Annotated in this window: 19 protein-coding genes and 1 tRNA gene; 9 read left to right on the top strand and 11 right to left on the bottom strand. The window is 29.6% G+C overall.

Going from position 1 to position 23,813, the window contains the following annotated elements; genetic code table 11:
• Position 1: 1 nt before the first annotated feature.
• The 4 genes from QM495_RS07145 to QM495_RS07130 all read right to left on the bottom strand — a co-directional run bounded on the left by QM495_RS07145 (position 2) and on the right by QM495_RS07130 (position 3,290).
• Positions 2 to 808: an ABC transporter substrate-binding protein gene (locus QM495_RS07145; protein WP_408671425.1), complete on the bottom strand. Its 807-nt coding sequence runs from the start codon at positions 806 to 808 to the stop codon at positions 2 to 4.
• A gap of 35 nt (positions 809 to 843) precedes the next feature.
• Complete coding sequence (locus tag QM495_RS07140) at positions 844 to 1,287, bottom strand: ankyrin repeat domain-containing protein (RefSeq protein WP_408671424.1); 444 nt, start codon at positions 1,285 to 1,287, stop codon at positions 844 to 846.
• A gap of 140 nt (positions 1,288 to 1,427) precedes the next feature.
• The gene (locus tag QM495_RS07135) at positions 1,428 to 2,516 is read right to left on the bottom strand and encodes a sensor histidine kinase (protein WP_408671423.1); all 1,089 of its coding nucleotides are present in this window, start codon (positions 2,514 to 2,516) and stop codon (positions 1,428 to 1,430) included.
• On the bottom strand, positions 2,517 to 3,290 hold the full coding sequence (locus tag QM495_RS07130) for a LytR/AlgR family response regulator transcription factor (RefSeq protein WP_408671422.1): 774 nt from the start codon (positions 3,288 to 3,290) through the stop codon (positions 2,517 to 2,519).
• 387 nt (positions 3,291 to 3,677) lie between these two features.
• Between QM495_RS07130 and QM495_RS07125 the strand changes: the two genes are divergently transcribed.
• Positions 3,678 to 6,656, top strand: a complete 2,979-nt coding sequence (locus QM495_RS07125; protein ID WP_408671421.1) for a SusC/RagA family TonB-linked outer membrane protein — start codon at positions 3,678 to 3,680, stop codon at positions 6,654 to 6,656.
• 24 nt (positions 6,657 to 6,680) lie between these two features.
• The gene (locus QM495_RS07120) at positions 6,681 to 8,093 is read left to right on the top strand and encodes a RagB/SusD family nutrient uptake outer membrane protein (RefSeq protein WP_408671420.1); all 1,413 of its coding nucleotides are present in this window, start codon (positions 6,681 to 6,683) and stop codon (positions 8,091 to 8,093) included.
• 316 nt (positions 8,094 to 8,409) lie between these two features.
• Here QM495_RS07120 and pyrF read toward each other — a convergent pair whose 3' ends face one another.
• A complete protein-coding gene (gene pyrF / locus QM495_RS07115) occupies positions 8,410 to 9,237 on the bottom strand; it encodes an orotidine-5'-phosphate decarboxylase (protein WP_408671419.1) in 828 nt (275 codons plus the stop codon).
• A gap of 207 nt (positions 9,238 to 9,444) precedes the next feature.
• On the opposite strand from pyrF, the gene tpiA reads away from it, so the two are divergent.
• The 4 genes from tpiA to QM495_RS07095 all read left to right on the top strand — a co-directional run bounded on the left by tpiA (position 9,445) and on the right by QM495_RS07095 (position 12,449).
• A complete protein-coding gene (gene tpiA / locus QM495_RS07110) occupies positions 9,445 to 10,203 on the top strand; it encodes a triose-phosphate isomerase (RefSeq protein WP_408671418.1) in 759 nt (252 codons plus the stop codon).
• 81 nt (positions 10,204 to 10,284) lie between these two features.
• Positions 10,285 to 11,118 carry a 50S ribosomal protein L11 methyltransferase gene (gene prmA / locus QM495_RS07105; RefSeq protein WP_408671417.1) on the top strand — a complete coding sequence of 278 codons (834 nt, stop codon included), beginning with the start codon at positions 10,285 to 10,287 and terminating at the stop codon, positions 11,116 to 11,118.
• 17 nt (positions 11,119 to 11,135) lie between these two features.
• On the top strand, positions 11,136 to 11,411 hold the full coding sequence (locus QM495_RS07100; protein ID WP_408671416.1) for an ATP-dependent Clp protease adaptor ClpS: 276 nt from the start codon (positions 11,136 to 11,138) through the stop codon (positions 11,409 to 11,411).
• Positions 11,412 to 11,609: 198 nt separating this feature from the next.
• Positions 11,610 to 12,449: an endo alpha-1,4 polygalactosaminidase gene (locus tag QM495_RS07095; RefSeq protein WP_408671415.1), complete on the top strand. Its 840-nt coding sequence runs from the start codon at positions 11,610 to 11,612 to the stop codon at positions 12,447 to 12,449.
• 206 nt (positions 12,450 to 12,655) lie between these two features.
• Here the strand turns inward: QM495_RS07095 and katG are convergent, their stop codons facing one another.
• Positions 12,656 to 14,920, bottom strand: a complete 2,265-nt coding sequence (katG, locus tag QM495_RS07090; RefSeq protein WP_408671414.1) for a catalase/peroxidase HPI — start codon at positions 14,918 to 14,920, stop codon at positions 12,656 to 12,658.
• Positions 14,921 to 15,226: 306 nt separating this feature from the next.
• Between katG and QM495_RS07085 the strand changes: the two genes are divergently transcribed.
• A complete protein-coding gene (locus QM495_RS07085; protein ID WP_408671413.1) occupies positions 15,227 to 15,379 on the top strand; it encodes a hypothetical protein in 153 nt (50 codons plus the stop codon).
• An 11-nt stretch (positions 15,380 to 15,390) separates the two neighbouring features.
• On the opposite strand, the gene QM495_RS07080 is transcribed toward QM495_RS07085, so the two are convergent.
• The 5 genes from QM495_RS07080 to QM495_RS07060 all read right to left on the bottom strand — a co-directional run bounded on the left by QM495_RS07080 (position 15,391) and on the right by QM495_RS07060 (position 19,425).
• Complete coding sequence (locus tag QM495_RS07080; RefSeq protein WP_408671412.1) at positions 15,391 to 16,932, bottom strand: acyl-CoA carboxylase subunit beta; 1,542 nt, start codon at positions 16,930 to 16,932, stop codon at positions 15,391 to 15,393.
• A 21-nt stretch (positions 16,933 to 16,953) separates the two neighbouring features.
• A complete protein-coding gene (accC, locus tag QM495_RS07075) occupies positions 16,954 to 18,399 on the bottom strand; it encodes an acetyl-CoA carboxylase biotin carboxylase subunit (protein WP_408671411.1) in 1,446 nt (481 codons plus the stop codon).
• Positions 18,400 to 18,449: 50 nt separating this feature from the next.
• Positions 18,450 to 18,935, bottom strand: a complete 486-nt coding sequence (locus QM495_RS07070; protein ID WP_408671410.1) for an acetyl-CoA carboxylase biotin carboxyl carrier protein subunit — start codon at positions 18,933 to 18,935, stop codon at positions 18,450 to 18,452.
• A gap of 231 nt (positions 18,936 to 19,166) precedes the next feature.
• Positions 19,167 to 19,240 (bottom strand) — tRNA-Arg (locus QM495_RS07065).
• Between the two features lie 35 nt (positions 19,241 to 19,275).
• On the bottom strand, positions 19,276 to 19,425 hold the full coding sequence (locus tag QM495_RS07060; protein WP_408671409.1) for an SsrA-binding protein: 150 nt from the start codon (positions 19,423 to 19,425) through the stop codon (positions 19,276 to 19,278).
• A 669-nt stretch (positions 19,426 to 20,094) separates the two neighbouring features.
• On the opposite strand from QM495_RS07060, the gene QM495_RS07055 reads away from it, so the two are divergent.
• Entirely contained in the window at positions 20,095 to 21,030 is a 936-nt protein-coding gene (locus QM495_RS07055) for a calcium/sodium antiporter (RefSeq protein ID WP_408671408.1), read from the top strand.
• A 576-nt stretch (positions 21,031 to 21,606) separates the two neighbouring features.
• The gene (locus tag QM495_RS07050; protein WP_408671407.1) at positions 21,607 to 23,793 is read left to right on the top strand and encodes a glutamine synthetase III; all 2,187 of its coding nucleotides are present in this window, start codon (positions 21,607 to 21,609) and stop codon (positions 23,791 to 23,793) included.
• Positions 23,794 to 23,813 lie beyond the last annotated feature (20 nt).

Raw genomic sequence — 23,813 nt, 5'->3', positions numbered from 1 at the left:
GTTAAAAATGACTTTCTAATTTTAGGTGTAATTTTTTAAAATAGTCAAAAGAGTGAAGAATTCTAGATCCATACCAACTAAATAATTCGCCATCTCCAAAAATAGTAATAGCTCTATTGGTGTAGTTGGCTATTTCCATTGCGTGCTTATCTTTAAAAGGGAATGGCTCTGATGATAAAATAATAACTTCAGGATTGCCTTCATATTTAATTTTGTGAATCTCTATTTTAGGGTAACGACTCATGTTTGAGTAAATGTTTTCAAACTTATTAAGTGTTAATAGTTCATTTATATAAGTGTCGTTTCCAGCAACCATCCAAGGATTGGCCCAAATAAAATACGCAACTTTTCTAATAGGTCTATTTTTAATAAAAATTTTAAAGTCGTTTAATTTAAAATTAATCTTTGAAATTAAATTAGTGCTTTCTGTTCTTCTATTAAGTAAAATACCTAAATCACTAATTAAATTAAGAGAGTCTTCTACTGAGTTGATATCTGAAAAATAAGTTGGTGCAATTTTTTCTAATTCTGAAAGGAAATTATAAGAATTTTCTTCTTTATTACATAAAATAAAATCAGGATTTAAACTTTTAATTTTATTGAAATCTACTTTTTTAGTACCACCAACTATGGTTTTTGTAGATTTTATATGATATGGATGAATGCAAAATTTGGTAATTCCAACCAATTCATTTTCGAGGGATAAATCGCATAATAACTCTGTTTGAGAAGGAACTAAAGAAATAATTCTTTTTGGTGAATTTTTTAATGATATTTCTCTTCCTAGTTGATCTCTAACTATTTTCATACGTTACAAAAGTAGTTAAACTAAATAAGTTATTTTTACACTTTTTTAGCTTTTAAAAGAATTTCATAAGTTTCTTTTGCGTTTACTTTTTTAGCCCAATTTAAAGCGGTAAAACCATTACTAGATTTTGCTTTTAAATCAGCGCCTTTTTCAATTAGCAATTGAAGAATATTAACTCTATTATGTCTAGCAGCATACATTAGAGGTGTTAACTTATTTGATGCTTTGTTTAAACCTATCCCTTTGTCAATACAAGATTTTACAGCATTATAATTTCCAGCTTGGATTAATTTACAAAAACTATTAACCTTATATAACTTATTTGAATACAAAAAATAGTTATTATTACTTTTTTCTTTGGAGTCTGGTTTTACCTCTTTAATTGGAATAATACTGGTAGGTGTGTTAACAATATTAGTGTTTGCAGGTACTATAGAAATACAAAAAATAAAGATTAAAAGAGAAATACGAATTTTCATAATATTGATTTTTGGTGCCTTGAAATTATAGTTAAAGACGAATGAGTACTTAAATCATTACAAAATTAACGGATAATTAACTGTTTTTTAACAGTTAATATTTATGTTTAGTTAACTTTATAAAGGGAAATAAAGTAGTATTAAAGGCTTGGAATAATTATTGTTGTGACTACACCTTTGTTATTTTTAATATTTTTTAGCGTGTATTTGTAGTTGTTTTTATAAAGCAATTTTAATCTGTCTATAGTGTTTTGAAGTCCATGGCCGTAATTTACTGATTTTTTTAAGGGAGCTCCATTATTTTTAATTTGAATTTTTACTTTATTCTTTATTTTTGAAATAAATAATTCAATTTCCAAGTTTGTTTTTTCATAAGAGTACCCGTGTTTTATGGAATTTTCTAAAATAGGTAATAAAATGAGACTTGGAACTAAGGTGTTACTAATACTTTTATCAATATTTAAAGTAACGTTTAAGTGGTCAGAAAAACGAAGCGACATGATATCTAAATATCTTTTTGAAATATTCATTTCATCTTCAAGAGGAATTAGATTAGTATCTTTTAAATCTAATAAATCACGTAATAGATCTCCAAAATCGGCAATGGTATCTTGAGCTAGTTTGGAATCTGATTCAATCAATGATGAAATACTATTTAAAGTATTGAATAAAAAATGAGGATGCAATTGATATTTAAGCACATTCATTTTAGCATTTGTAAGTTGTTGAGATAATTGTGTTTTTTCTAGTTCAGTTTTTTGTGTTTTTTGAAAATAATAGAAGGTGTAAACAATACTTATCATGGAAAAGTAAATAAGGAAGTTTAAATCAACTACAGATATAATGCTGGCAAAATAACTTGTGATGCTAATTTCTTCGAAAGCTATTTGACCTATTATCAAGTAAAAAAAGGAAGATAAAAAGTAGATAGCTACCCCAATAAAAAAAGATAAAAACAAATGGATAGAAATAATATATTTCCATTTGACCTTTTTATAGATAAGAATTTTTGTTGTAATTGCAATCGAAATCATAAAAAGTAATACAATTACCCAATCTAGTATTCCTTCTAGAATTAGTTCACTCCATTCAGAAAATTCATAGCCAAAACCTTGTATTTTGAAATAGGCCTTTTTTGATAGGGAAATTAAAGCAATTATTGTGTAAAAAACTACTAAAATTTTAATTAACCTAATCTCAAATAATTTAAGCTCAACATATTTTCTCACCTACAATCCCATTTTAGTTAAAAATAATTTTTTATAACTTTTGCTAACTCTAAATAATTGTTTATCAGACATTTTAACATCAATTTCTCCATAATTTGAATTAATTAATTCTCCAATTTCATTTAAATTTACAATGGTTGATCTATGAACTCTTATAAATTTTGTTGGGTCTAAAGACTCAATTAAATTACTTAAAGATTCTCTTAATAAATGTTTTTTTTCTGCAGTATAGATTTCTGCATAATATCCAGAGGCTCTTATATATTTAATGTCATTTGTTTTAATAAAAAACACTTTGTTACCTAGTTTTACGGGAAGTTTCTCAGAGTGAATGAGGGTTGGACTATTATTGGTTTGCACATATTTTAATAGATTATTAATTTTATCTTCAAAAGGACTATAATTTTTGTTATTAATATAGTTTATAATACTTTCTACAGATTTAAAGAAGCGATCATCTTTATATGGTTTTAGTAGATAATCAAAAGCGAAATAGTCGAAAGCTTTTAAGGCATATTCATTGTATGCTGTCACAAAAACAATAAGTGGTTTTTTTTCAACAGAGATTTTTTGTAACACATCAAATCCATTCATATCCTTCATTTGAATATCTAAAAAAACAATATCCGGTTGAATTTCTTCAATAGTGTTAATCGCTTCTTTACCAGTAGAACATTGACCAACTAACTCAAGTTCAGGTACATCATTTACTAAATTAATTAGGCGTTGCCTTGCTAATTTTTCATCATCAACTATTAATGTATTTATTTTCATATGAAGCTTAAACTTAAGTTTTATACAAGTGATTTATTACAAAATAAGTGTTTAAAAAATAGCTTGTCAATTGTTCAATGTTAATTTAAACCTAAAATAAAGGTATTTAAATCATAAACCTAACTATTTAAATCAATATAGGGTTGTTTTAGTTCATTTTTAAAATTAAATAAATAGCCTTTATTTCTGTAATTAGACGGTTTAATTTAATTTTAGAGCACAAATGGAATTTAATTTACCCAAATTTCTAAATATAGTGGCAATTAGGCTTTTTCATAGTAGTAAAATTGAATTTCCACTTCAAAATAATAGTAACTCACTTCACGGAAGGGTCAACGCCTTACTTAGCTTGATATATTAGCGGAATATTAATTTAAAATGAAATTCATGAATAGAGGTTACAAAATTTTGATTTCTCTAATGCTAATAATAAGTACTGGTTTGAGTACTTATGCACAAGAGAAAACAGTATCAGGTATAGTAGTATCTGAAGAAGGTGGTCCCTTACCAGGAGTAAATGTTGTTGTAAAAGGCACAAATAGTGGTACACAAACTGATTTTGATGGGAAGTATACATTGAAAGCTAGTATAGGGGATATTATTCTCTTTAGTTATGTTGGAATGTCGTCTATTGAGAAAACAGTTGGAGTTTCAAACACCATTAATGTTACACTTGAAGTAGGTAACTTACTTGAAGAAGTAGTTGTAATTGGTTACGGACAACAAAGCGAGCGCAAGATTATTCAAAATGTTGCTGTGATTAAAGAAGAAGCAATTGAAGACATTCAGGCATTATCACCTCAAGATTTATTACAAGGTCAAGCATCTGGGGTTCAAATAGTAGGTGCATCTGGGGTTTTAGGAGCTGCTTCTGTAATTCGTGTTAGAGGAGTTAGTTCTTTAACTGGGGGGTCAAACCCATTAATTGTAGTTGACGGTGTTCCTCTTGATGATCAAGATCAAACAACAGGTAATGGGGGGAATACAGGTTTAAACCCTTTGTCTTATATAAATACGGAAGATATTGCTACTTTTTCAGTTCTTAAAGATGCAGCAGCAACATCAATATATGGTACTAGGGCATCTAATGGTGTTATTTTAATTACAACTAAAAGAGGAAAATTAAACCAAAAAACAAAAGTTACTGTTGGGTTCAGTACTTCTGTAAATGAAGCTACATTTTTAGAGGAAATGATGAATTTAGAGCAGTTTGCTGATTTTACGGTAACACGATTTAATGTACAAAACGGTACAGATTTTACTGCTACTGATTTTGGTTTGGATGGTGAAGGATTTGAATGGTTAAAAAATGTAACTCGTGAAGGAGTATCTACAAATCAAGATATAAGTATCTCAGGTGGTAGTGATAATTCAACATTCTATTTCGGATTAAATCATTCAGATACAGAAGGTTTTATTATTGGCAATAATTTAGAGAAAACAGGAGCAAGAGTAAACCTGTCTACACAAGCTAACGATTGGATAAAAGCGGGAATTAATTTATCTACTACAGTCTCTAGAAATGATAGAATTAGCACAGAAAATAGTACTTTTTCTCCTATAACTGTAGGGTTCTTACAAACTCCAGATGTATTGCCTTTTGATGATGATGGTAATTTTGTTAATACAGGTTTTATTGCGAATGTTCTTGCAATTGAAGCGTTGGATAGACATGAAGTGAATACAACTAAAATAACAGGTAACGCTTATGTTGAAATAAAATTAATGGATGATTTGTCTGCTAAAATTGATTATGGTATAGACAGAACTCAAATTGAAGAAACTCAGAGAAGTGTTGAGGTGAATTCAGCAGAAGGATTTGCAGACAATAGGGTTGTTTTTATTAACAGAAATTTGATTACAGCAACATTAAATTATAATAAAACATATGGGAATCATACTGTTGGCGTTTTACTAGGAACTTCATATGAAGAAACTAAAACGAATGTAACAAGAGTTCAAGGTACAGGTTTCTTATCAGATGAGCTATTAAATGTGACCAGTGCTTCTACCTTTCCTTTAACTTTTAGTAGTAGAACTCAAAATCGTTTGTATGGTCAAATATTTACGAGAGCTAATTATGATTATAAAGGAAAATATTTAGTAGAAGCTTCATTTAGAAGAGATGGCTCTAGTCGATTTGGAAAAAATAAAAAGTTTGGAAACTTCTGGGCCATTGCTGGAGGTTGGATTGTTTCCGATGAAGAATTTATGAACGATGGTTTCTTTGATTTCTTGAGTATAAGAGCAAGTTTTGGAACTACAGGAAATGACCGTATTGGGAATTTCCCTTCGCTTGGATTGTTTGCAGGTAATAATTATAATGGATTGGCGGGATTATCTCCAACTTCTGCACCAAATCCAGATTTACAATGGGAAGAAACAGAAACTTTTGATATTGGTTTTAAATCTGCGTTTTTGAATGATAGGATACTTTTCAACGTAAATTATTACAAAAAGAAAACAGATAATTTATTACTATTTAAACCACTACCACTAACTTCTGGATTTACATCTGTAGCTACAAATGCTGGTGAGATTGAAAATAAAGGGTTTGAATTTGATTTAACTACTGTTAATTTTAGAACAGACGATTTTGAATGGACAACTAAAATCAATTTATCTACTGTAGAAAATGAAGTTATAGCATTGCCAGACGCAAATGTGGATAATGAAGGAAGGCAGTTTATTGCAGGGTCTTCAAGACAAAGAGCTGTAGTTGGTGAATCTGCGAATAGTTTTTACTTGATACGATATGTAGGTGTAAACTCACAAACAGGTGAAGCTGAATGGTTAGATGCTAATGATAATATTACCAATTCTCCAACACCAGACGATAGAAAAATTGTTGGAGATGCTCAGCCAGATTTTTATGGAGGTATAACCAATACTTTTAAGTATAAGGCTTTTGATTTAAATATCTTTATGAATTATTCATATGGGAATGATATCTACATTAGTGGTATTAGGTTTACTGATGCTCCTATTGGATTTGGTATGAGTACACGATTGTTAGATTATTGGCAGCAACCAGGAGATAATGCTTATTTCCCAAGATTGGATGGTACAACTCAAGGTATATTTAGAACGAGTTCAACTAATCAGTTAAAAGACGGGTCGTTTTTAAGATTGAAGAATGTAACTTTAGGATATACATTGCCTAAGAAGTATTTAGAAAAGGTTAAGTTTATTGATGGAGTACGTATTTATGTCACAGGAACTAATTTACTTACTATTAAAGATAATGATTTAGGTGATAGAGATCCTGAAGTAACCGATAATACAAACCCTCTACAATTAGGTGAGAGTTTCTTTGTAGCGCCACAATCAAAATCGTATACAATTGGTGCAAGAATCACATTTTAATAATATTCAAAATAATTTAAAGAAATGAAAAATTTAAAAAAAATAATTTATACACTTTTGATATTATTGATTATATCAACAGTATCATCGTGTGAAGATAATTTAGATATTGGACCAGAAGATAGTTTAACTGGAGATGTTGTGCTATCTAATGCAACTTTAGCTGAAGGAGTTTTAATTGGTGCATACGCAAGAATGCGTGATGATGATGCTTTTAATGGCACAACTCAATTAACTCAGGAATGGATGAGTGATAACGTGAATTTTTTGGGGTCATTTCCGACGTTTCAAGAAATTAGAGATTATACAACATTGGCTGATAACACATCTGTTTTACCATTTTGGAGAGATGCATATGATGTAATATCACCTGTTAATTTTCTAATTAATGAATTACCAATAATAGAAGTTCCTGACCTTTTAGATTCAGATAAAGATAGATTAATAGCTGAAGCAAAGTTTATTAGAGCAATTACAAATTTTAATTTAGTAAACTTATTTGCACAACCTTACCAATTATCAAGTGGTGCTAATCTTGGTATTCCAATAATAACTGACTTTTTTGAAGGGGATGAAACCATATTTCAGATTGAGCGTAATACGGTAAATGAAGTGCATGCATTTATAGAACAAGACTTATTGGAAGCAATTCCTAATTTAGAGGAAGTTACAAGTAGAGGAAGAGCAAGTAAAGGCGCAGCAAGAGCTTTATTATCGAGATTGTATTTATATAGAGATCAATTTGCACAAGCTGCAGATTTTTCCAATCAAGTAATTCAATCATCTCAATATGCATTAGCTGCTGATTATACATTCTATAATCAAAATGAATCTTCAGAACATATCTTTCAAATTATAAATGATGCTGTAGATGGGCAAACTAGTGGGCAAGGTTGGTCCGGATTAGCAAATGCAGCACCTGTTGGTAGAGGAGATGCACCATTTTCTCAAAATTTATTGGATGCTTTTGCTTCTGAACCAGGAGATTTAAGATTTACAACATTAAATGCCAATGGAACTGATGCTGTTGGTGGTGTATCAACTTTTAGTACAAAGTTTCCAGATGGTGTTAATAATGCAGACAATGGTCCAATACTAAGAATTACAGAAATGTATACTATTAGGGCTGAAGCTAATTTAAGAGCGGGGAGTAGCGTTGGAGATACACCTTTAAATGATATTAATACGTTAAGAACCAGAGCCGGTTTAAGTTTATTAGTTTCAGTAGATTTAGATATTATTTTAAATGAGAAAAGAAAAGAACTTTGTTTTGAAGGACAACGTAGAATGGACTTATTGAGAAATGGTATGTCTTTAAGAAGGGTTGGTATGCCAAATGTAACTGAATCAGCATTTGGAGCTAATAAAACTGTATTACCAATTCCAACTACTGAGTTGGATCTTAACCCTAATATCTCTCAGAATCCTGGATATTAATTGATGAAGTGAAAAAAAGCAATATGTAAATATTTAAAAGGGTCTTTAGTGACCCTTTTTTATGTGTTATTTTGTCAATCTTAGTATTGGGTTTCTCCCCTTCAATTTTAAACTAAAAATTATATTATTGATAATTAGCCTTTTAAATCATAAACAGTAGCATTCAAATCAAAAAGATATTTTTAAAGAGAACTACTAGTATCTTAGTTGAGTAATTATATTACTTTGTTTTCAATTGTATGATTGTTTGAATTAATTTATAAAATTGGAAGATAAAACAGATAATTATTTGAATTAATAATAAGCCAAGGAGTCATTAACCTTGGCTTTTTTTAGTTAAAATAACTTCCATTTGCTGTTGTAATTTTAATGCTTCATTTTGTGCAGATTTCGCAAAATTTTCATCATTTCCAGCATAAATAATCCCTCTTGAAGAATTAATTAATAAACCACAATCTTTATTCAATCCATAGTTGCAAACGTCTTGTAAATTTCCACCTTGAGCACCAACACCTGGAACTAATAAAAAGTGATTTGGAACAATTTTTCTGATTTCTGAAAAATACTCAGCTTTAGTTGCGCCAACAACAAACATTAAATTTTCAGAATTTTTCCAAGTAAGAGCAGTTTTTAAAACTTCTTTGTACAATTCGTTATTTTTAATTTTTAAACCTTGAAAATCCAATCCACCTTTATTTGAAGTTAAAGCTAGTAAAATTGTTATTTTGTTTTGAAAAGCTAAAAAAGGTTCTACAGAATCACTTCCCATATAGGGTGCAACAGTGACAGAATCGAAGTTTAAATCTTCAAAAAAAGCTTTGGCATACATAGTTGAAGTGTTTCCAATATCACCACGTTTTGCATCTGCAATTGTAAAAATTTCAGGGTAATTTGTATTCAAATAGTGAATCGTTTTTTCTAATGATTGCCATCCTTTTAAACCATAGGCTTCATAAAATGCGATGTTAGGTTTATAAGCAACTGTTAAATGATGAGTTGCATCAATTAATTGTTTATTAAATTCAAATATTGGATCTTTTTCAGCTAATAAATGTGTTGGAATTTTAGCTAAATCAACATCTAAACCAATGCATAAAAACGATTTCTTTTGTTGAATTTGAGCAATAAGTTCTTGTTTGTTCATGGGTTTAAATAAAGAATTACACAAAAATAGTAATTTTAAAATGTAACTTATTGCTACCTAAAATATTATTATAAGTATTCTTTAAAATATTCCCATATGATTTGATTCGAAAACGATTGCGCAATCAACAAATTTTAAGGTTTATGTTTAAAGGATTAATTGTAAATTTGTAGTGTTAATTCAGAATTAAATAAGAAAATATAAACCATGAGAAAACAAATAGTAGCGGGAAACTGGAAAATGAATAATGATTTAGATGCTTCTAAATCTTTGGCTAAAAAAATTATAAAAAAATTAAAAAAGAAATCCTTTAAAAATACAAGAGTTATTGTAGCTCCTACATTTGTTAGTTTGCAAAAAGTAGCAAGTAAAGCGAAAGGTACAAAGGTTGAAGTAGCTGCTCAAAATATGCATCAGGCAAAAAGTGGTGCTTATACGGGTGAAGTTTCTGCAGAAATGTTAAAGTCTGTTGGTGTAAATATTGTTATTTTGGGACATTCAGAAAGACGCGAATATTTTGGGGAAACTGATACTATTTTGGCTGAAAAAGTAAATGCAGCATTAGAAAATAAATTAGAAGTTATTTTTTGTTTTGGTGAAGTGTTAGAAGATAGAAAATCTGATAATCACTTTAATGTTGTTGAAAGTCAAATAAAAAATGGTTTATTTCATTTAGATGCTTCAGCTTGGAAAAATATTGTGTTGGCTTACGAACCAGTTTGGGCAATTGGTACTGGAGAAACAGCTTCGCCAGAACAAGCTCAAGAAATGCATGCATTTATTAGGAAAATTGTTACTGATAAATACAATCAAGAAGTAGCGGCAGAAGTTTCAATTTTATATGGTGGAAGTGTAAAACCAGCAAACGCTAAAGAAATTTTCTCAAAAGAAGATGTAGATGGTGGTTTAATTGGTGGTGCAGCATTAAATGCTGAAGATTTTATTGCTTTAGTAAAATCATTTTAATTCATAAAAAATAAAATTATAAATGCGGTTTTCTTCAATTGTGAAAGGAAACCGTATTTTTGCGTTTAAAAGTAAAGTAGTATGAATATAAATTATATTGGATATACATTTAAGGTGTCACCAAAAGAACCAGCAACTGAAATTTTAATTGCACAATTAAGCTTTGCAGGTTTTGAGAGTTTTGTTGAAAATGAAGACGGTGTAACGGCATATATTCAAGAAGTTGATTGGAATTCTACAATTTTAAATGATATTCAAATTTTAAATTCTGATGAGTTTAAAATCACTTTTGAAGAGGAAGTTATTGAACAAACAAATTGGAACAGTGAATGGGAAAAAAATTTCAACCAAATTGAAGTGGATAATTTGGTAAGTATAAGAGCTCCTTTTCATGAAAATCCAAATTTAAAATACGATATTGTTATTGAACCCAAAATGAGTTTTGGAACGGGTCATCATGAAACTACATATATGATGGTACAACATTTATTGGAATTAGATTTAGCAAATAAAAAAACATTAGATATGGGTTGTGGAACTGGAATTTTAGCCATTTTCGCTGAAATGAAAGGTGCTCAACCAATTGATGCTATTGATATTGATAATTGGTGTTATTTAAATTCTGTTGAAAATGTTGAACGTAATAATTGTAAACATATTTCAGTTTTTGAAGGAGATGCATCATTATTAATAAATAAAAAGTACGATGTTATTATTGCAAACATCAATAGAAATATTTTGATAAATGATATGAATTCATACATGAACTGTTTAAATGAACATGGAATTATTTTATTTAGCGGTTTTTATAAAGAAGATATTCCTATTATTGATGCAGAGGTTTCTAAACATGGGTTAAAATTAGAAACCATCATAGAACGAAATAACTGGGTGGCTTTGAAGTATTTAAAATAATTTTTTAATTTAGCAGTATGAGTACAAAGAAAAAAATACAAGAAGAAGTAGATGTATTGGAAAAAGAAGTCAATCAGAATGAGATTGTTTTATTTAATGATGATGTAAATACTTTTGACCATGTAATTGATTCATTAATTGATATTTGTGACCATACGTTAGAACAAGCTGAACAATGCGCCCTTTTAGTACACTATAAAGGAAAATGCACCGTTAAAACTGGTGAGTATAACGATTTAAAACCTCGTTGTACAAGGTTGTTAACTAAAGGTTTATCTGCAGAAATAATTTAAAAAAGTCAATATTTAAAATATTGACTTTTTCTAAAAGAGTTAACTAACCAAAGAACATTATGAATAATAAGGGAAATTCACATTATTTGTAACTCTTTAATAAATAGACGTTCACATAAACATTAACTTACAATTTTTTTACTGTAATAATAAACGAATTAAACTTTCGTTATTTTATTTACACTTAACTTTAATTATATGATTTCTGTGAAAAACATTTCATCTATTATCCTTGTATTTTTTGTTGTTTTATCCTGTAATACAAATAACAATATTAAAGAAGATGTTGTTATAACTAGCAAAGCAATTGCAGTTTACAATGAAGCTTACCAAGAAAATTTTGAAGCAGACAAAATAGCTGACATTATTAAAAATGCTGAAAATGCGTATGTTTTGGTAGATCCATTTGATGATGGTATTTTTTCTTCAATTAGTACAATTAAATCTAAAGGAAATCAAGTAGGAGCCTACATAAGTATTGGTACAGGAGAAACTTACAGAGATGATTTTAATGCAATGAAACCTTATTTAGTTAACACACCTTGGGGACAATGGCCCGATGAATATTTTGTTAATACTACTAACTCAGGAATAATAGATATTATGAAAGCTAGAATTGATAAAATAGCAAATTGGGGTTGTGATTGGGTTGAATTTGATAATATGGATTGGATTTATGATGATGATTTAAGAGCAGTTTATGGTTTTCAAGTTACTCAAGTAGAGGGAGTTGCTTATTATCAAGAATTATGTGATTATGTTCATCAAAAAGGAATGAAATGTATGGCAAAAAATATGGTTGAAAATGCTTCAAATTTTGATGGAGTTTTGTATGAATCGTATAATGATGATAAAAATTGGTGGAATCAATCTGGAGCACAAAGTTTTTTAGATGTAGGTAAACTGGTTATCATAAACCATTACAATGAAACAAATTGTGGGAAAGTGTACTCAGAATATAAAAAAAATTATAATGAGGATCTTTCTTTTATTTGTGAAGATGCTAATTTAAAAAAATATGTACATTTCAATGAATAATTTTAAAATCAAATATTTACTATTTTTTAGTTTATTTTTTGCACTATTTCAGATTAGACAAAGTATAAATATAAAAGAGGCTACTTTTATTAGTAGCCTCTTTATTTTTTATAATTGATACTAATGAACTCTTATTGAAAAATTAGGTTTTTATTAGCCTTTTTAAGCTAAAAATACTTTAATCATACGATTGATTCCATTGAACCTTATTTATAAATTAAGTCAAATCTATCAAGGTTCATTACTTTTGTCCAAGCATTAATAAAGTCTTTTACAAATTTTTCTTTTGAATCATTACTAGCATAAAATTCTGCTAATGCTCTAAGTTCTGAGTTTGAGCCAAATATTAAATCTGCTCTAGTTGCAGTCCATTTTTTTTCTCCAGTCTTTCTGTCTTTACCTACAAACTCTTCTTTAGAATCTGAAGTAGCTTCCCACTCTGTATTCATTTCCAATAATTTAACAAAAAAATCATTGGTAAGTTTATCTTTATTTGTTGTAAAAATACCTTTTTTACTACCATTAAAATTTGCATTTAATGCTCGCATACCCCCAACCAACACTGTCATTTCTGGTGCTGTAAGTGTTAGTAATTGTGCTTTATCAACCAATAATTCTTCTGTAGATAGCGTGTATTTTGTTTTTAAGTAGTTACGAAAACCGTCTGCCATTGGCTCCAAAAGTTTAAATGAATTAATATCTGTTTGTTCTTGAATAGCATCTGTACGTCCTGAAGTGAATGGTACTTTGAAATTATATCCTGCATTACTAACTGCTTTTTCTACTCCAGCAGTACCTGTTAATACAATTAAATCTGCCATTGATACTTTCTTTGTGGCTGATTTAGCGTTGAATTCTTTTTGTATTTTCTCTAAAACTGCCAATACTTTTTTCAATTGTTTAGGATTATTTACTTCCCAGTTTACTTGTGGTTCTAAACGTATTCTTGCTCCATTTGCTCCACCTCTTCTATCAGAATTACGATACGTTGAAGCAGAAGCCCAAGCAGTAGTTACCATTTCACTAATGGTTAAACCTGAGTTTAATATTTCCTTCTTTAAACTCTTAATATCGTTGTCAGAAATTGTTTTATAGTTAGCAATTGGAATTGGATCTTGCCAGATCAAATCTTCTGTTGGTGCTTCTGGTCCTAGATAGGTAGATTTTGGTCCCATATCTCTATGCGTTAATTTGAACCAAGCTCTTGCAAAAGCCTCATCAAAAGTATCTGGATTTTTATAAAATTTTCTTGCTATTTTCTCATAAATAGGATCAAAACGCAATGATAAGTCTGTAGTAAACATTGTTGGTTTGTGCATTTTTTTAGAATCAAAAGCATCTGGAATCATCATTGCTGGGTTTTTGGCAACCCATTGGTGTGCACCTGCTGGGCTTTTTGTTAATTCCCATTCATTTTCAAATAAATTAAAAAAGAACAAGTGACTCCATTTTGTAGGAGTAGATGTCCAAACTACTTCTAAACCTGATGAAATGTTATCTGCACCTTTACCAGATTTATAATCACTTTTCCATCCTAAACCCTGTGCCTCAATACCTGATGCTTCAGGGTCTGACCCTACGTGAGAGGCACTAGCAGCTCCGTGTGCTTTACCAATTGTATGACCACCTGCAATTAATGCTACTGTTTCTTCATCATTCATACCCATTCTTCCAAATGATTCACGAATATCTTTTGCTGCTAAAAGTGGATCAGGATTACCGTTTGGTCCTTCAGGATTTACATAAATCAACCCCATTTGAACTGCTGCTAAAGGGTTTTCAAGTTTTCTATCTCCAGAATAACGCTTACTGTCATCTAGCCATTTTGTTTCAGACCCCCAATACACATCTTCATTTGGTTGCCAAACATCTGTTCTACCTCCTGCAAAACCAAAAGTTTTAAAACCAGTAGATTCTAATGCTACATTTCCTGTAAGAATCATTAAATCTGCCCAAGATATTTTGTTTCCGTATTTTTTCTTAATTGGCCAAAGTAATCTTCTTGCTTTATCTAAATTAACATTATCAGGCCAACTATTTTGAGGAGCAAATCTTTGCTGAGCAGACCTAGCACCACCACGACCATCACCTGTACGATACGTACCCGAATCGTGCCAAGCCATTCTAATAAATAAACCTGCATAACTTCCGTAATCAGCTGGCCACCAATCTTGAGAATCTGACATAAGTGCACGTAAATCTTTTTTTAATGCTACATAATCCAAGCTTTTAAAATCTTTGATATAATTGAAATCCATATTCATAGGATTTGTTAATGCCGAGTGCTTACGTAGTAACTCTAAATTCAATCGATTAGGCCACCAGTCGCTATTAGTAGAACTTCTTTTATTTAAGTTACTTTTTTTGGTAATGGTTGCTCCTGAAAGGGCATCTGTTGCTTTTTTTTGCTGACAAGCCGTAAAAAATATGCTTATCATTAGCAATCCGATAAATAATATTATTTTCTTCATAATTATAATTTAAGTATTAAACGTTTTTACAAACATATCTAACTAAATACATTTTTCACATCAATATGCATTCATTATTCTTATATCAACATAGGTGTTTTCTATTATTGTTATTTCAATATAGATAATTTCTATTTCACTAAAATTTATTCTCTGTAGTAGAATAAGTATTATATTTATTTAAAAACATCTAAAGAATTTGTGAAAAATTATTGGAGATAAGTCCTGAATAGATATCAATTAGACGGAACTAAAATCTACAACTGGAATGATGCTGCTTTTATTGGACCTTTTACGGTAAATGCAATGATTGATTTAACCAATCGGAATTGGATAAATAATCTCTATAATGAATTAGTAAATAATAACGATTTACAAAATGGTGATTACTATTCTAATACTATAAAATTAATATCTTTAATAACAATTTCAGGAAATTATTGGAATCCAAATAGTTAAAATTATTTAAATTATAAAGGAATATTCCCATGTTTCCTTTTAGGTCTATTAATATCTTTACCTTCAAGCATTTGAAATGCTTTTATTAATTTTCTTCGGGTGTTTTTAGGGTAAATTACTTCGTCAATAAACCCACGTCTAGCTGCTCTATAAGGATCAGCAAATTTTTCGGCATATTCAGCTTCTTTTTCTTTCCATTTTTCTTTTGGGTTTTTAGCAGCTTTAATTTCATTTTTAAAAATAATTTCAGCAGCTCCTTTGGCTCCCATCACAGCAATTTCAGCAGTTGGCCAAGCAAAATTCATATCGGCTCCAAGGTGTTTCGAATTCATAACATCATAAGCACCACCATAAGCTTTTCGAGTAATTACAGTTATTTTAGGAACAGTTGCTTCACTTAAAGCATATAATAACTTTGCACCATTGGTTATAATAGCATTCCATTCTTGATCTGTTCCTGGTAAAAATCCGGGAACATCAACTATTACTAATAAAGGAATATTAAAGCAATCGCAAAAACGTGTAAAACGAGCTGCTTTAACTGAACTGTTAACATCTAAACAACCTGCTAAATTCATTGGTTGATTTGCAACTATACCAATACTTCTACCAGCTAAACGGGCAAAACCAACAATTATATTTTCGGCAAAATCTTTATGAATTTCGAAAAATGAATTTTCATCAATAATTCCTTTTATCACCTCATGCATATCGTAGGGTTTATTCGTATTTTCAGGAATAATTGTTTCTAAATTAAGTCTTAATTCATCACCAATTATAAAAGGTAATTTTTTAGTTGTTTCTCTATTATTTTGAGGTATGTAACTTAACAATGTTTTTACATCTTCTAAACATTGAATATCGTTTGCAGAAGTAATATGTGTAACACCAGATTTTGTTGAATGTGTACTAGCGCCACCTAATTCTTCAGCGGTTACTTCTTCATTAGTTACAGTTTTTACCACATTTGGACCCGTTACAAACATATAACTTGTGTTTTCTACCATTAGTGTAAAATCTGTCATTGCAGGTGAATAAACTGCACCACCTGCACAAGGTCCCATTATTGCCGAAAGTTGTGGTATTACCCCTGAAGCTTGTACATTTCTATGAAATATATCGGCATATCCACCAAGTGATCTTACACCTTCTTGGATTCTTGCACCACCAGAGTCATTTAATCCAATACAAGGCGCACCAACTTTTATTGCCTGATCCATAATTTTACAAATTTTCTCAGCGTGAGTTTCAGATAAAGCACCACCAAAAACAGTAAAATCTTGAGCAAATATGTACACCAATCTTTCGTTAATTGTACCATAACCTGTTACTACACCATCTCCAAAAATGATTTGATTTTCCATGCCAAAATCGGTTGTTCTATGAGTAACTAAAACGCCCATTTCTTCAAAAGAACTTTCGTCCAATAAATATTCAATTCGCTCTCTTGCTGTTAATTTTTTCTTTGCGTGTTGTTTTTTAATTCGTTCTTCACCACCTCCTAAATGTGCTAATGCAACTTTTTTATTTAATTTTTCAATTTTTGAATCCATATTATTGAATTTTGTAAAGTATTAATTAGTGTGTGGTATTCTTACTATTTTTTGATCTTCAAGATATATTTTGAGTGCTGTTAAAGCGGCTATTTCTGCCTCTTCTTCTATACCTTTCTGAAGTTTTTTTGGTGTGTAATAATTTTTAACAAAATGTGTATTAAAATTACCAGATCGAAAAGCTTCGTGTTCACAAACAAATTTACCGAAAGGCAATGTAGTTTTTACACCTTCAATTTTGTAATTATCTATTGCTTTAATCATTAATTGAATAGCTTCTTCACGTGTTTTTCCGTACGTAATTAATTTAGAGATCATTGGGTCGTAATAGATTGGAATATCCATCCCTTCTTCAAAACCATCATCAACTCTAATTCCTTCACCTACAGGAATTTTATAAGTACTCAAATTTCCAACACTAGGTAAAAAATTATTCATTGGATCTTCGGCATATACACGTAATTCTAGTGCATGGCCATTTATTTTTAAATCTTTTTGTTTAAATGAAATTGCTTCTCCACGCGCTATTTTAATTTGAAGCTCAACCAAATCTACACCTGAAATTAATTCTGTAACTGGGTGTTCAACTTGTAATCTAGTATTCATTTCTAAGAAATAAAAATTTAAGTTTTTGTCCACTAAAAATTCAACGGTACCAGCTCCTAAATAATCGCAAGATTTGGCAACTTTAATTGCTGCTTCTCCCATTTCTTTTCTAAGTTTTGGAGTTAAAATTGAAGATGGAGCTTCTTCTACAACTTTTTGGTGTCTTCTTTGAATGCTGCATTCTCTTTCGAAAAAGTGTAAAACATTTCCATGACTATCAGCCAATACCTGAATTTCAATATGTCTTGGTGAAGTAATATATTTTTCTATAAAAACGGATCCATCACCAAAAGCAGATGTAGCTTCACTAATGGCTCTAGCCATTTGCTCTTCAATAGCTGTTTCTTTTTCAACAATACGCATTCCTTTTCCACCACCACCTGCCGAAGCTTTTATAAGAATTGGAAAGCCAATTTCTCTAGCAATAGTAGCAGCTTCTTTTGGGGTGGTTACGGCTCTGTCAACTCCAGGAACCATTGGAATATTATAATCTTTTACCGCATCTTTGGCTGCTAATTTATCTCCCATCATTCGAATGGATTTAGATTTTGGACCTATAAAAATAATATTATTTTTTTCACAGAGTTCAGCAAAATTGGCATTTTCACTTAAAAATCCATACCCAGGATGAATAGCATCTACATGTAATTTTTTTGCTTTTTCAATAATTTTATCACCTAAAAGGTACGATTTGTTCGATGGTGACTCACCTATGTAAACAGCTTCGTCTGCAAACCTAACATGAGGCGCATTTCTGTCAGCTTCAGAATATACAGCAACTGTTTTTATACCCATTTTTTGAGCTGTTTTCATAACTCGTATAGCTATTTCACCGCGATTTGCAATTAATATTTTTTTCATTTTTATGAAGTTTAAGGTTTGGTAAATAAGGAATTTAGTGGAAGATAATGCTATTCTAATTCAATCATAAGTTCCCCTTTTTCAACAGTTTCGCCACTTTTAACATGAATAGATTTTACAATTCCATTATTAGGAGATCCTATAGTGTTTTCCATTTTCATTGCCTCAAGAATTATTAGAGGTTCATTTTCTTCCACTTCTTGACCAATTTTTACATTTATATTTAAAATAAGGCCGGGCATAGGAGCTTTAATATCATTCGCTTTTTTAGATGAGCCAACTGAAAACCCCATTTCTTTAATTAGTTGATCTAATTGATTGGAGATTTTAACAGTATAATTGTTTGAGTTTACATTAAGAATATACTCTTTGTTAAGAAAATCTAACTTTTTAAGTTTAATATTAAAAGATTTGTTGTTTTTAATTAGATGTAATTTAGATTTTGATAATTTTATTACATCTAAGTTGTTAGGGTCAGAATCCTTAAAATTGAATTCAAAAGAGTCATTTACTTTTACTTTAAAATTTTGATTCATAAGGTTTAAAATTACGGAAGATAATCATGTCATTTTGAATGATATAAAGATATTCAATTTCTTATGAGAAAATGATGATATATGTTGTTTTTTTGAAGAAAATATTTTTGAAGTGTGTTAAATTGGGCTCCCTTTGAGAATACTATAAAATTTAATATTGTAAATTTTAGTACTTAAAGGAAAATTAAATCAAAAAAAGAGTTACATATATGTAACTCTTTTATATTATTGTGACCTCGACAAGATTCAAACTTGTAACCTCTTGAGCCGTAATCAAGTGCGCTATTCAGTTGCGCCACGAGGCCATTTTGCGGGTGCAAATATACTATTTTTTAATTATTTACAAACTATTTTTTGTTATAAAATATCTCCAACCAATAATGGCCATTTGCCATTTTTTTGCTTTACTCATTTCAAGCTGTCTTTTTGAAAAACTTGGTAATACTGTTTTGTTAATTTTTGCGAATATTTTAAATATGTTTTTATTCATAAAGTAAAAATAGAGAATAAAATAAATCCCACAAAAAAATGGGATTTATTATTTTTTAAAATAATAGGTCAATAATGGTTAATACTAGTTGTATCACTAGCATGATGATAGTAATCATATTTTATAAATTTTAGGTTAATAAATTGAGTGTGAATTAATTCTTAAATTAAGATATGATTATTCTAATTTATGTTACAAATTTTCCATATAGAATTTATTAATTTAACTTTCAATTTATTGTTTTATGACGGTTTGTGTTTATTAAATTATTATTGTCCCTACATTATAATTACATATTTAAGTGTTAAATAGTAATAATGGTTAAATAATGTAAGTAAGTAATGTAAATTTTTTGATGATTTTATATAAGTAATGTAAAAACCATCTCATTTTTGATTAAAATAAGGGTTTTCATCTTTCTGTGAATAAAAAATACCGTTTTTTTTTAGTTTTAATAGATACCGATTATAATGTGGTTTGGATTTTAGTAATTGAGTTACAATTTCTTTTACAAAGTCTTTTTAGCTTCCTTAAAATACCTATTGTTTATGCTACTTTAATTGTTAATTATTTTAAATTTATTTGAGATATAATTTAAAATTTTAAATACTTTTAATAAGCCTAAATTCTAAAAATATATTTCTGTTATATTTGCAAAAATTATACTTTATGAATTTAGTACTAATTGGGCTTGGTTTAGTGTTGTTGATATTAGGGGGTAACTGGTTGTTAAAATCTGCAGTTGGCTTTTCTCTTCGATTAAAGATTCCTAAAATTGTAATTGGTATGACCGTAGTTTCTTTTGCTACTTCTGCACCTGAACTTATTGTAAGTTTAAAATCAGCTTTGGAAGGTCATGCCGATATTGCTTTTGGAAATGTAATAGGCTCTAATATTGCAAATTTAGGTTTAGTATTAGGAATAACAATTTTAATTTCAACCATAAGTGTTGAAAAAAGTTTTTATAAAATAAATTGGCCTATAATGATGATTTCATCAATTTTATTGTATGTTTTTATCGCTTTTGATGGAATTTTACAACGTTATGAAGGAATTATTTTATTTTCATTCTTAATAGTTTTTTTAGTGTATTTATTGAGATTTCAAAAACAAGCAGTTGTAGATGAAATGCCTGAAGATGATGAAGAATTACCACTATATTTAATTATTCTGTTTTTAATTATAGGAGGTGTTTCACTTTGGGGTGGTTCAGAACTATTAATTGATGGTGCAGTAGGTATGGCAAAACATTTCAATATAAGTGAGCGTATAATTGGTATAACAATTGTTTCTATTGGAACAAGTATTCCAGAGTTGGCGGCATCTGTAATTGCTGTTCTTCAAAAAGAGAAAGCTATTTCTTTAGGAAATTTGATAGGCTCTAATGTGTTTAATATTTTAGCAGTATTAGGAATAACATCTATAATTACTCCAATTTCAATTGAAGACCAAGGTTTATTGTCAAATGATATTTTTTGGATGTTAGGGATTGCGTTCTTAATATTTCCTTTGGTATTTGCACCAGTTAAAATGAAATTAAGTTGGAAGGAAGGTTTAATTTTATTAACCGTATATCTAGTTTTTATAATTAGGATGTTTCTATAATTTGAAATAAAAATGCACTATAAATAGGATGTTGTTTTGCTAAATCTACTATTCTTAAATTAGATTTTAGCTGAGTTTACAGTTTTAATTATTCTACTTACAACATTATAGAAATCAGCATTTGAAGCTGGTATTCGATCTTTAAGCTCTATCATTAGGTATTATCAGCACTTAATATTTCGCACATAATCAAATAATCATTTTGCTTGTTCAGTAAATAATTAGTTAAATGATCGAATATTACAATCTTCTAGTTTTTGCCGCTAAAATTATTTTCAACTTTTGTTTTAATCCTTAATCCTTGAGATGGTTGATGGTCATTTCATCAAATGTGCTCTAATTTTAATTTGCTTGTTTTTAGTTCTTTTTTTTAAATAAAGTAATATTTGTAAAAAGAACAAAAAAATAATTTAACCATAAAATAATATGGGTATAAATTAATAAATGATAGTAAAAAGTTGATTAACCCCATTAAGAAATAGGGGTAAAATCACAAAAGAATAAAAAATAGTGAATATTTCTTTAAAATACGAAAAATCATTTTTATATTTGTTGAGGTAATTAAAATACAAGAAAATGGCAAAATTAAGATTTCAAGCTCTTTCAGAAGCGAGAAGTAGAAAATCAATAAAAGTAGTTGAGAATTCAAGAAGATCAGATTTATTTGGTAAAAATGTGTTTAATGAAAGTACCATGCGTCAATATTTAACAAAAGATGCATTTAATGGTGTAATGAGTGCTATTGATGATGGTACAAAAATTGACAGAAAAATAGCAGATCAAGTTTCTTCAGCAATGAAAGAATGGGCGCTATCAAAAGGCGTAACACATTATACGCATTGGTTTCAGCCATTAACTGGTGCAACCGCAGAAAAGCATGATGCCTTTTTTGAAACTATTGGTGGTGGAATGGCTATTGAAAAATTTGGAGGAAGTCAATTAGTTCAGCAAGAACCAGATGCATCTAGTTTCCCAAATGGAGGAATAAGAAATACTTTTGAAGCACGTGGATATACAGCTTGGGATCCTACATCACCTGCTTTTATATATGGTACAACATTAAGTATTCCTACCATATTTGTTGCGTATACTGGTGAAGCACTAGATAATAAAACACCTTTATTAAGAGCGCTTCAGGCAGTAGATAGCGCTGCAACTGCTGTTTGTAAATATTTTGATAAAAATGTAAAAAAAGTAACTTCTTCATTGGGATGGGAACAGGAATATTTTTTAATTGATCAATCTTTAGCAGAAAGTAGACCAGATATTATTCTAACAGGTAGAACTTTATTAGGACATTCACCTGCAAAAGGGCAACAGTTAGATGATCATTATTTTGGTTCAATTCCTGGCAGAGCTTTAAATTTTATGCGCGATTTAGAAACCGAGTGTATGTTGTTGGGGATTCCTGTAAAAACACGTCATAATGAAGTTGCACCAAACCAGTTTGAACTAGCGCCAATATATGAAGAGGCTAATTTAGCAGTTGACCATAATTCATTATTAATGGATTTAATGGGAAAAGTTGCTTCGCGTCATCATTTTAAGGTGTTGTTACATGAAAAACCATTTGCAGGTGTCAATGGATCGGGAAAACATAATAACTGGTCATTATCAACAAATACAGGTATTAATTTGTTAGGGCCTGGGAAAACGCCTATGAGTAATCTTCAGTTTTTAACATTTTTTATTAATACAATTAAAGCTGTAAATGATAATGAGGAATTATTACGGGCAGTAATTGCATCAGCAAGTAACGATCATAGGTTGGGAGCAAATGAAGCACCACCAGCAATTATTTCGATTTTTATTGGTGAGCAGTTGACGAAAGTATTAAACGAATTAGAAAATGTAACCAATGGTAAATTATCTCCACAAGAAAAAACAGATCTTAAACTAAATGTTGTTGGTAAAATTCCTGATGTTTTATTAGATAATACCGATAGAAATAGAACTTCGCCTTTTGCATTTACAGGAAATAAATTTGAATTTAGAGCTGTTGGATCTACTGCAAACTGTGCAAAACCAATGAAAGTTTTAAATACTATTGTTGCAAAGCAGCTAAAAGAATTTAAAATAGAAGTAGACAAGCTTATTGATACAAAAGACTTAAAAAAGGATGAAGCAATATTTAATGTATTAAGAGAATATATTAAAGCATCGAAAAAAATCTTATTTGAAGGAAATGGATATGGAGTTGAATGGGAAAAAGAAGCAAAAAAAAGAGGATTAAGTAATAATAAAACAACTCCTGAAGCTTTAAAAGCTAAAATTTCTAAAAAGACAATAGCGCTATTTGAAGAAATGGGAGTAATGAGTAAAGTTGAAACGGAAGCTCGTTATGAAATTGAAATTGAAGAATATACCAAGCGTATTCAAATTGAGGCACGTGTTTTAGGAGATATTGCAGGAAACCATGTGGTTCCAATAGCAATTCGTTATCAAAATGTATTAATTAAGAATGTAAAAGGCTTAAAAGAAATTTTTGAAAAAGATTTTGATACACATGCCGCTGAGCAAATTCAATTAATTAAAGGAATTTCAGCTCATATTGAAGGGATACACTCTAAAATAGATAAAATGATTAATGCGCGTAAAAAAGCAAATAAATTAGAAAATGTAGAAGCTATGGCAGAAGCCTATTGCTTTAAAGTGAAGCCGTTTTTTGATGAGATAAGATATCATTGTGATAAACTAGAATTGATGATTGATGATGAGCTATGGCCATTAACAAAGTATAGAGAGTTGCTCTTTACACGATAATTTAGTGATAAACAAAAAAA

The organism is Lutibacter sp., from assembly GCF_046055765.1.
In the GTDB taxonomy this organism is placed as follows: domain Bacteria; phylum Bacteroidota; class Bacteroidia; order Flavobacteriales; family Flavobacteriaceae; genus Lutibacter.
This window is presented reverse-complemented; position numbering and strand designations above follow the sequence as displayed.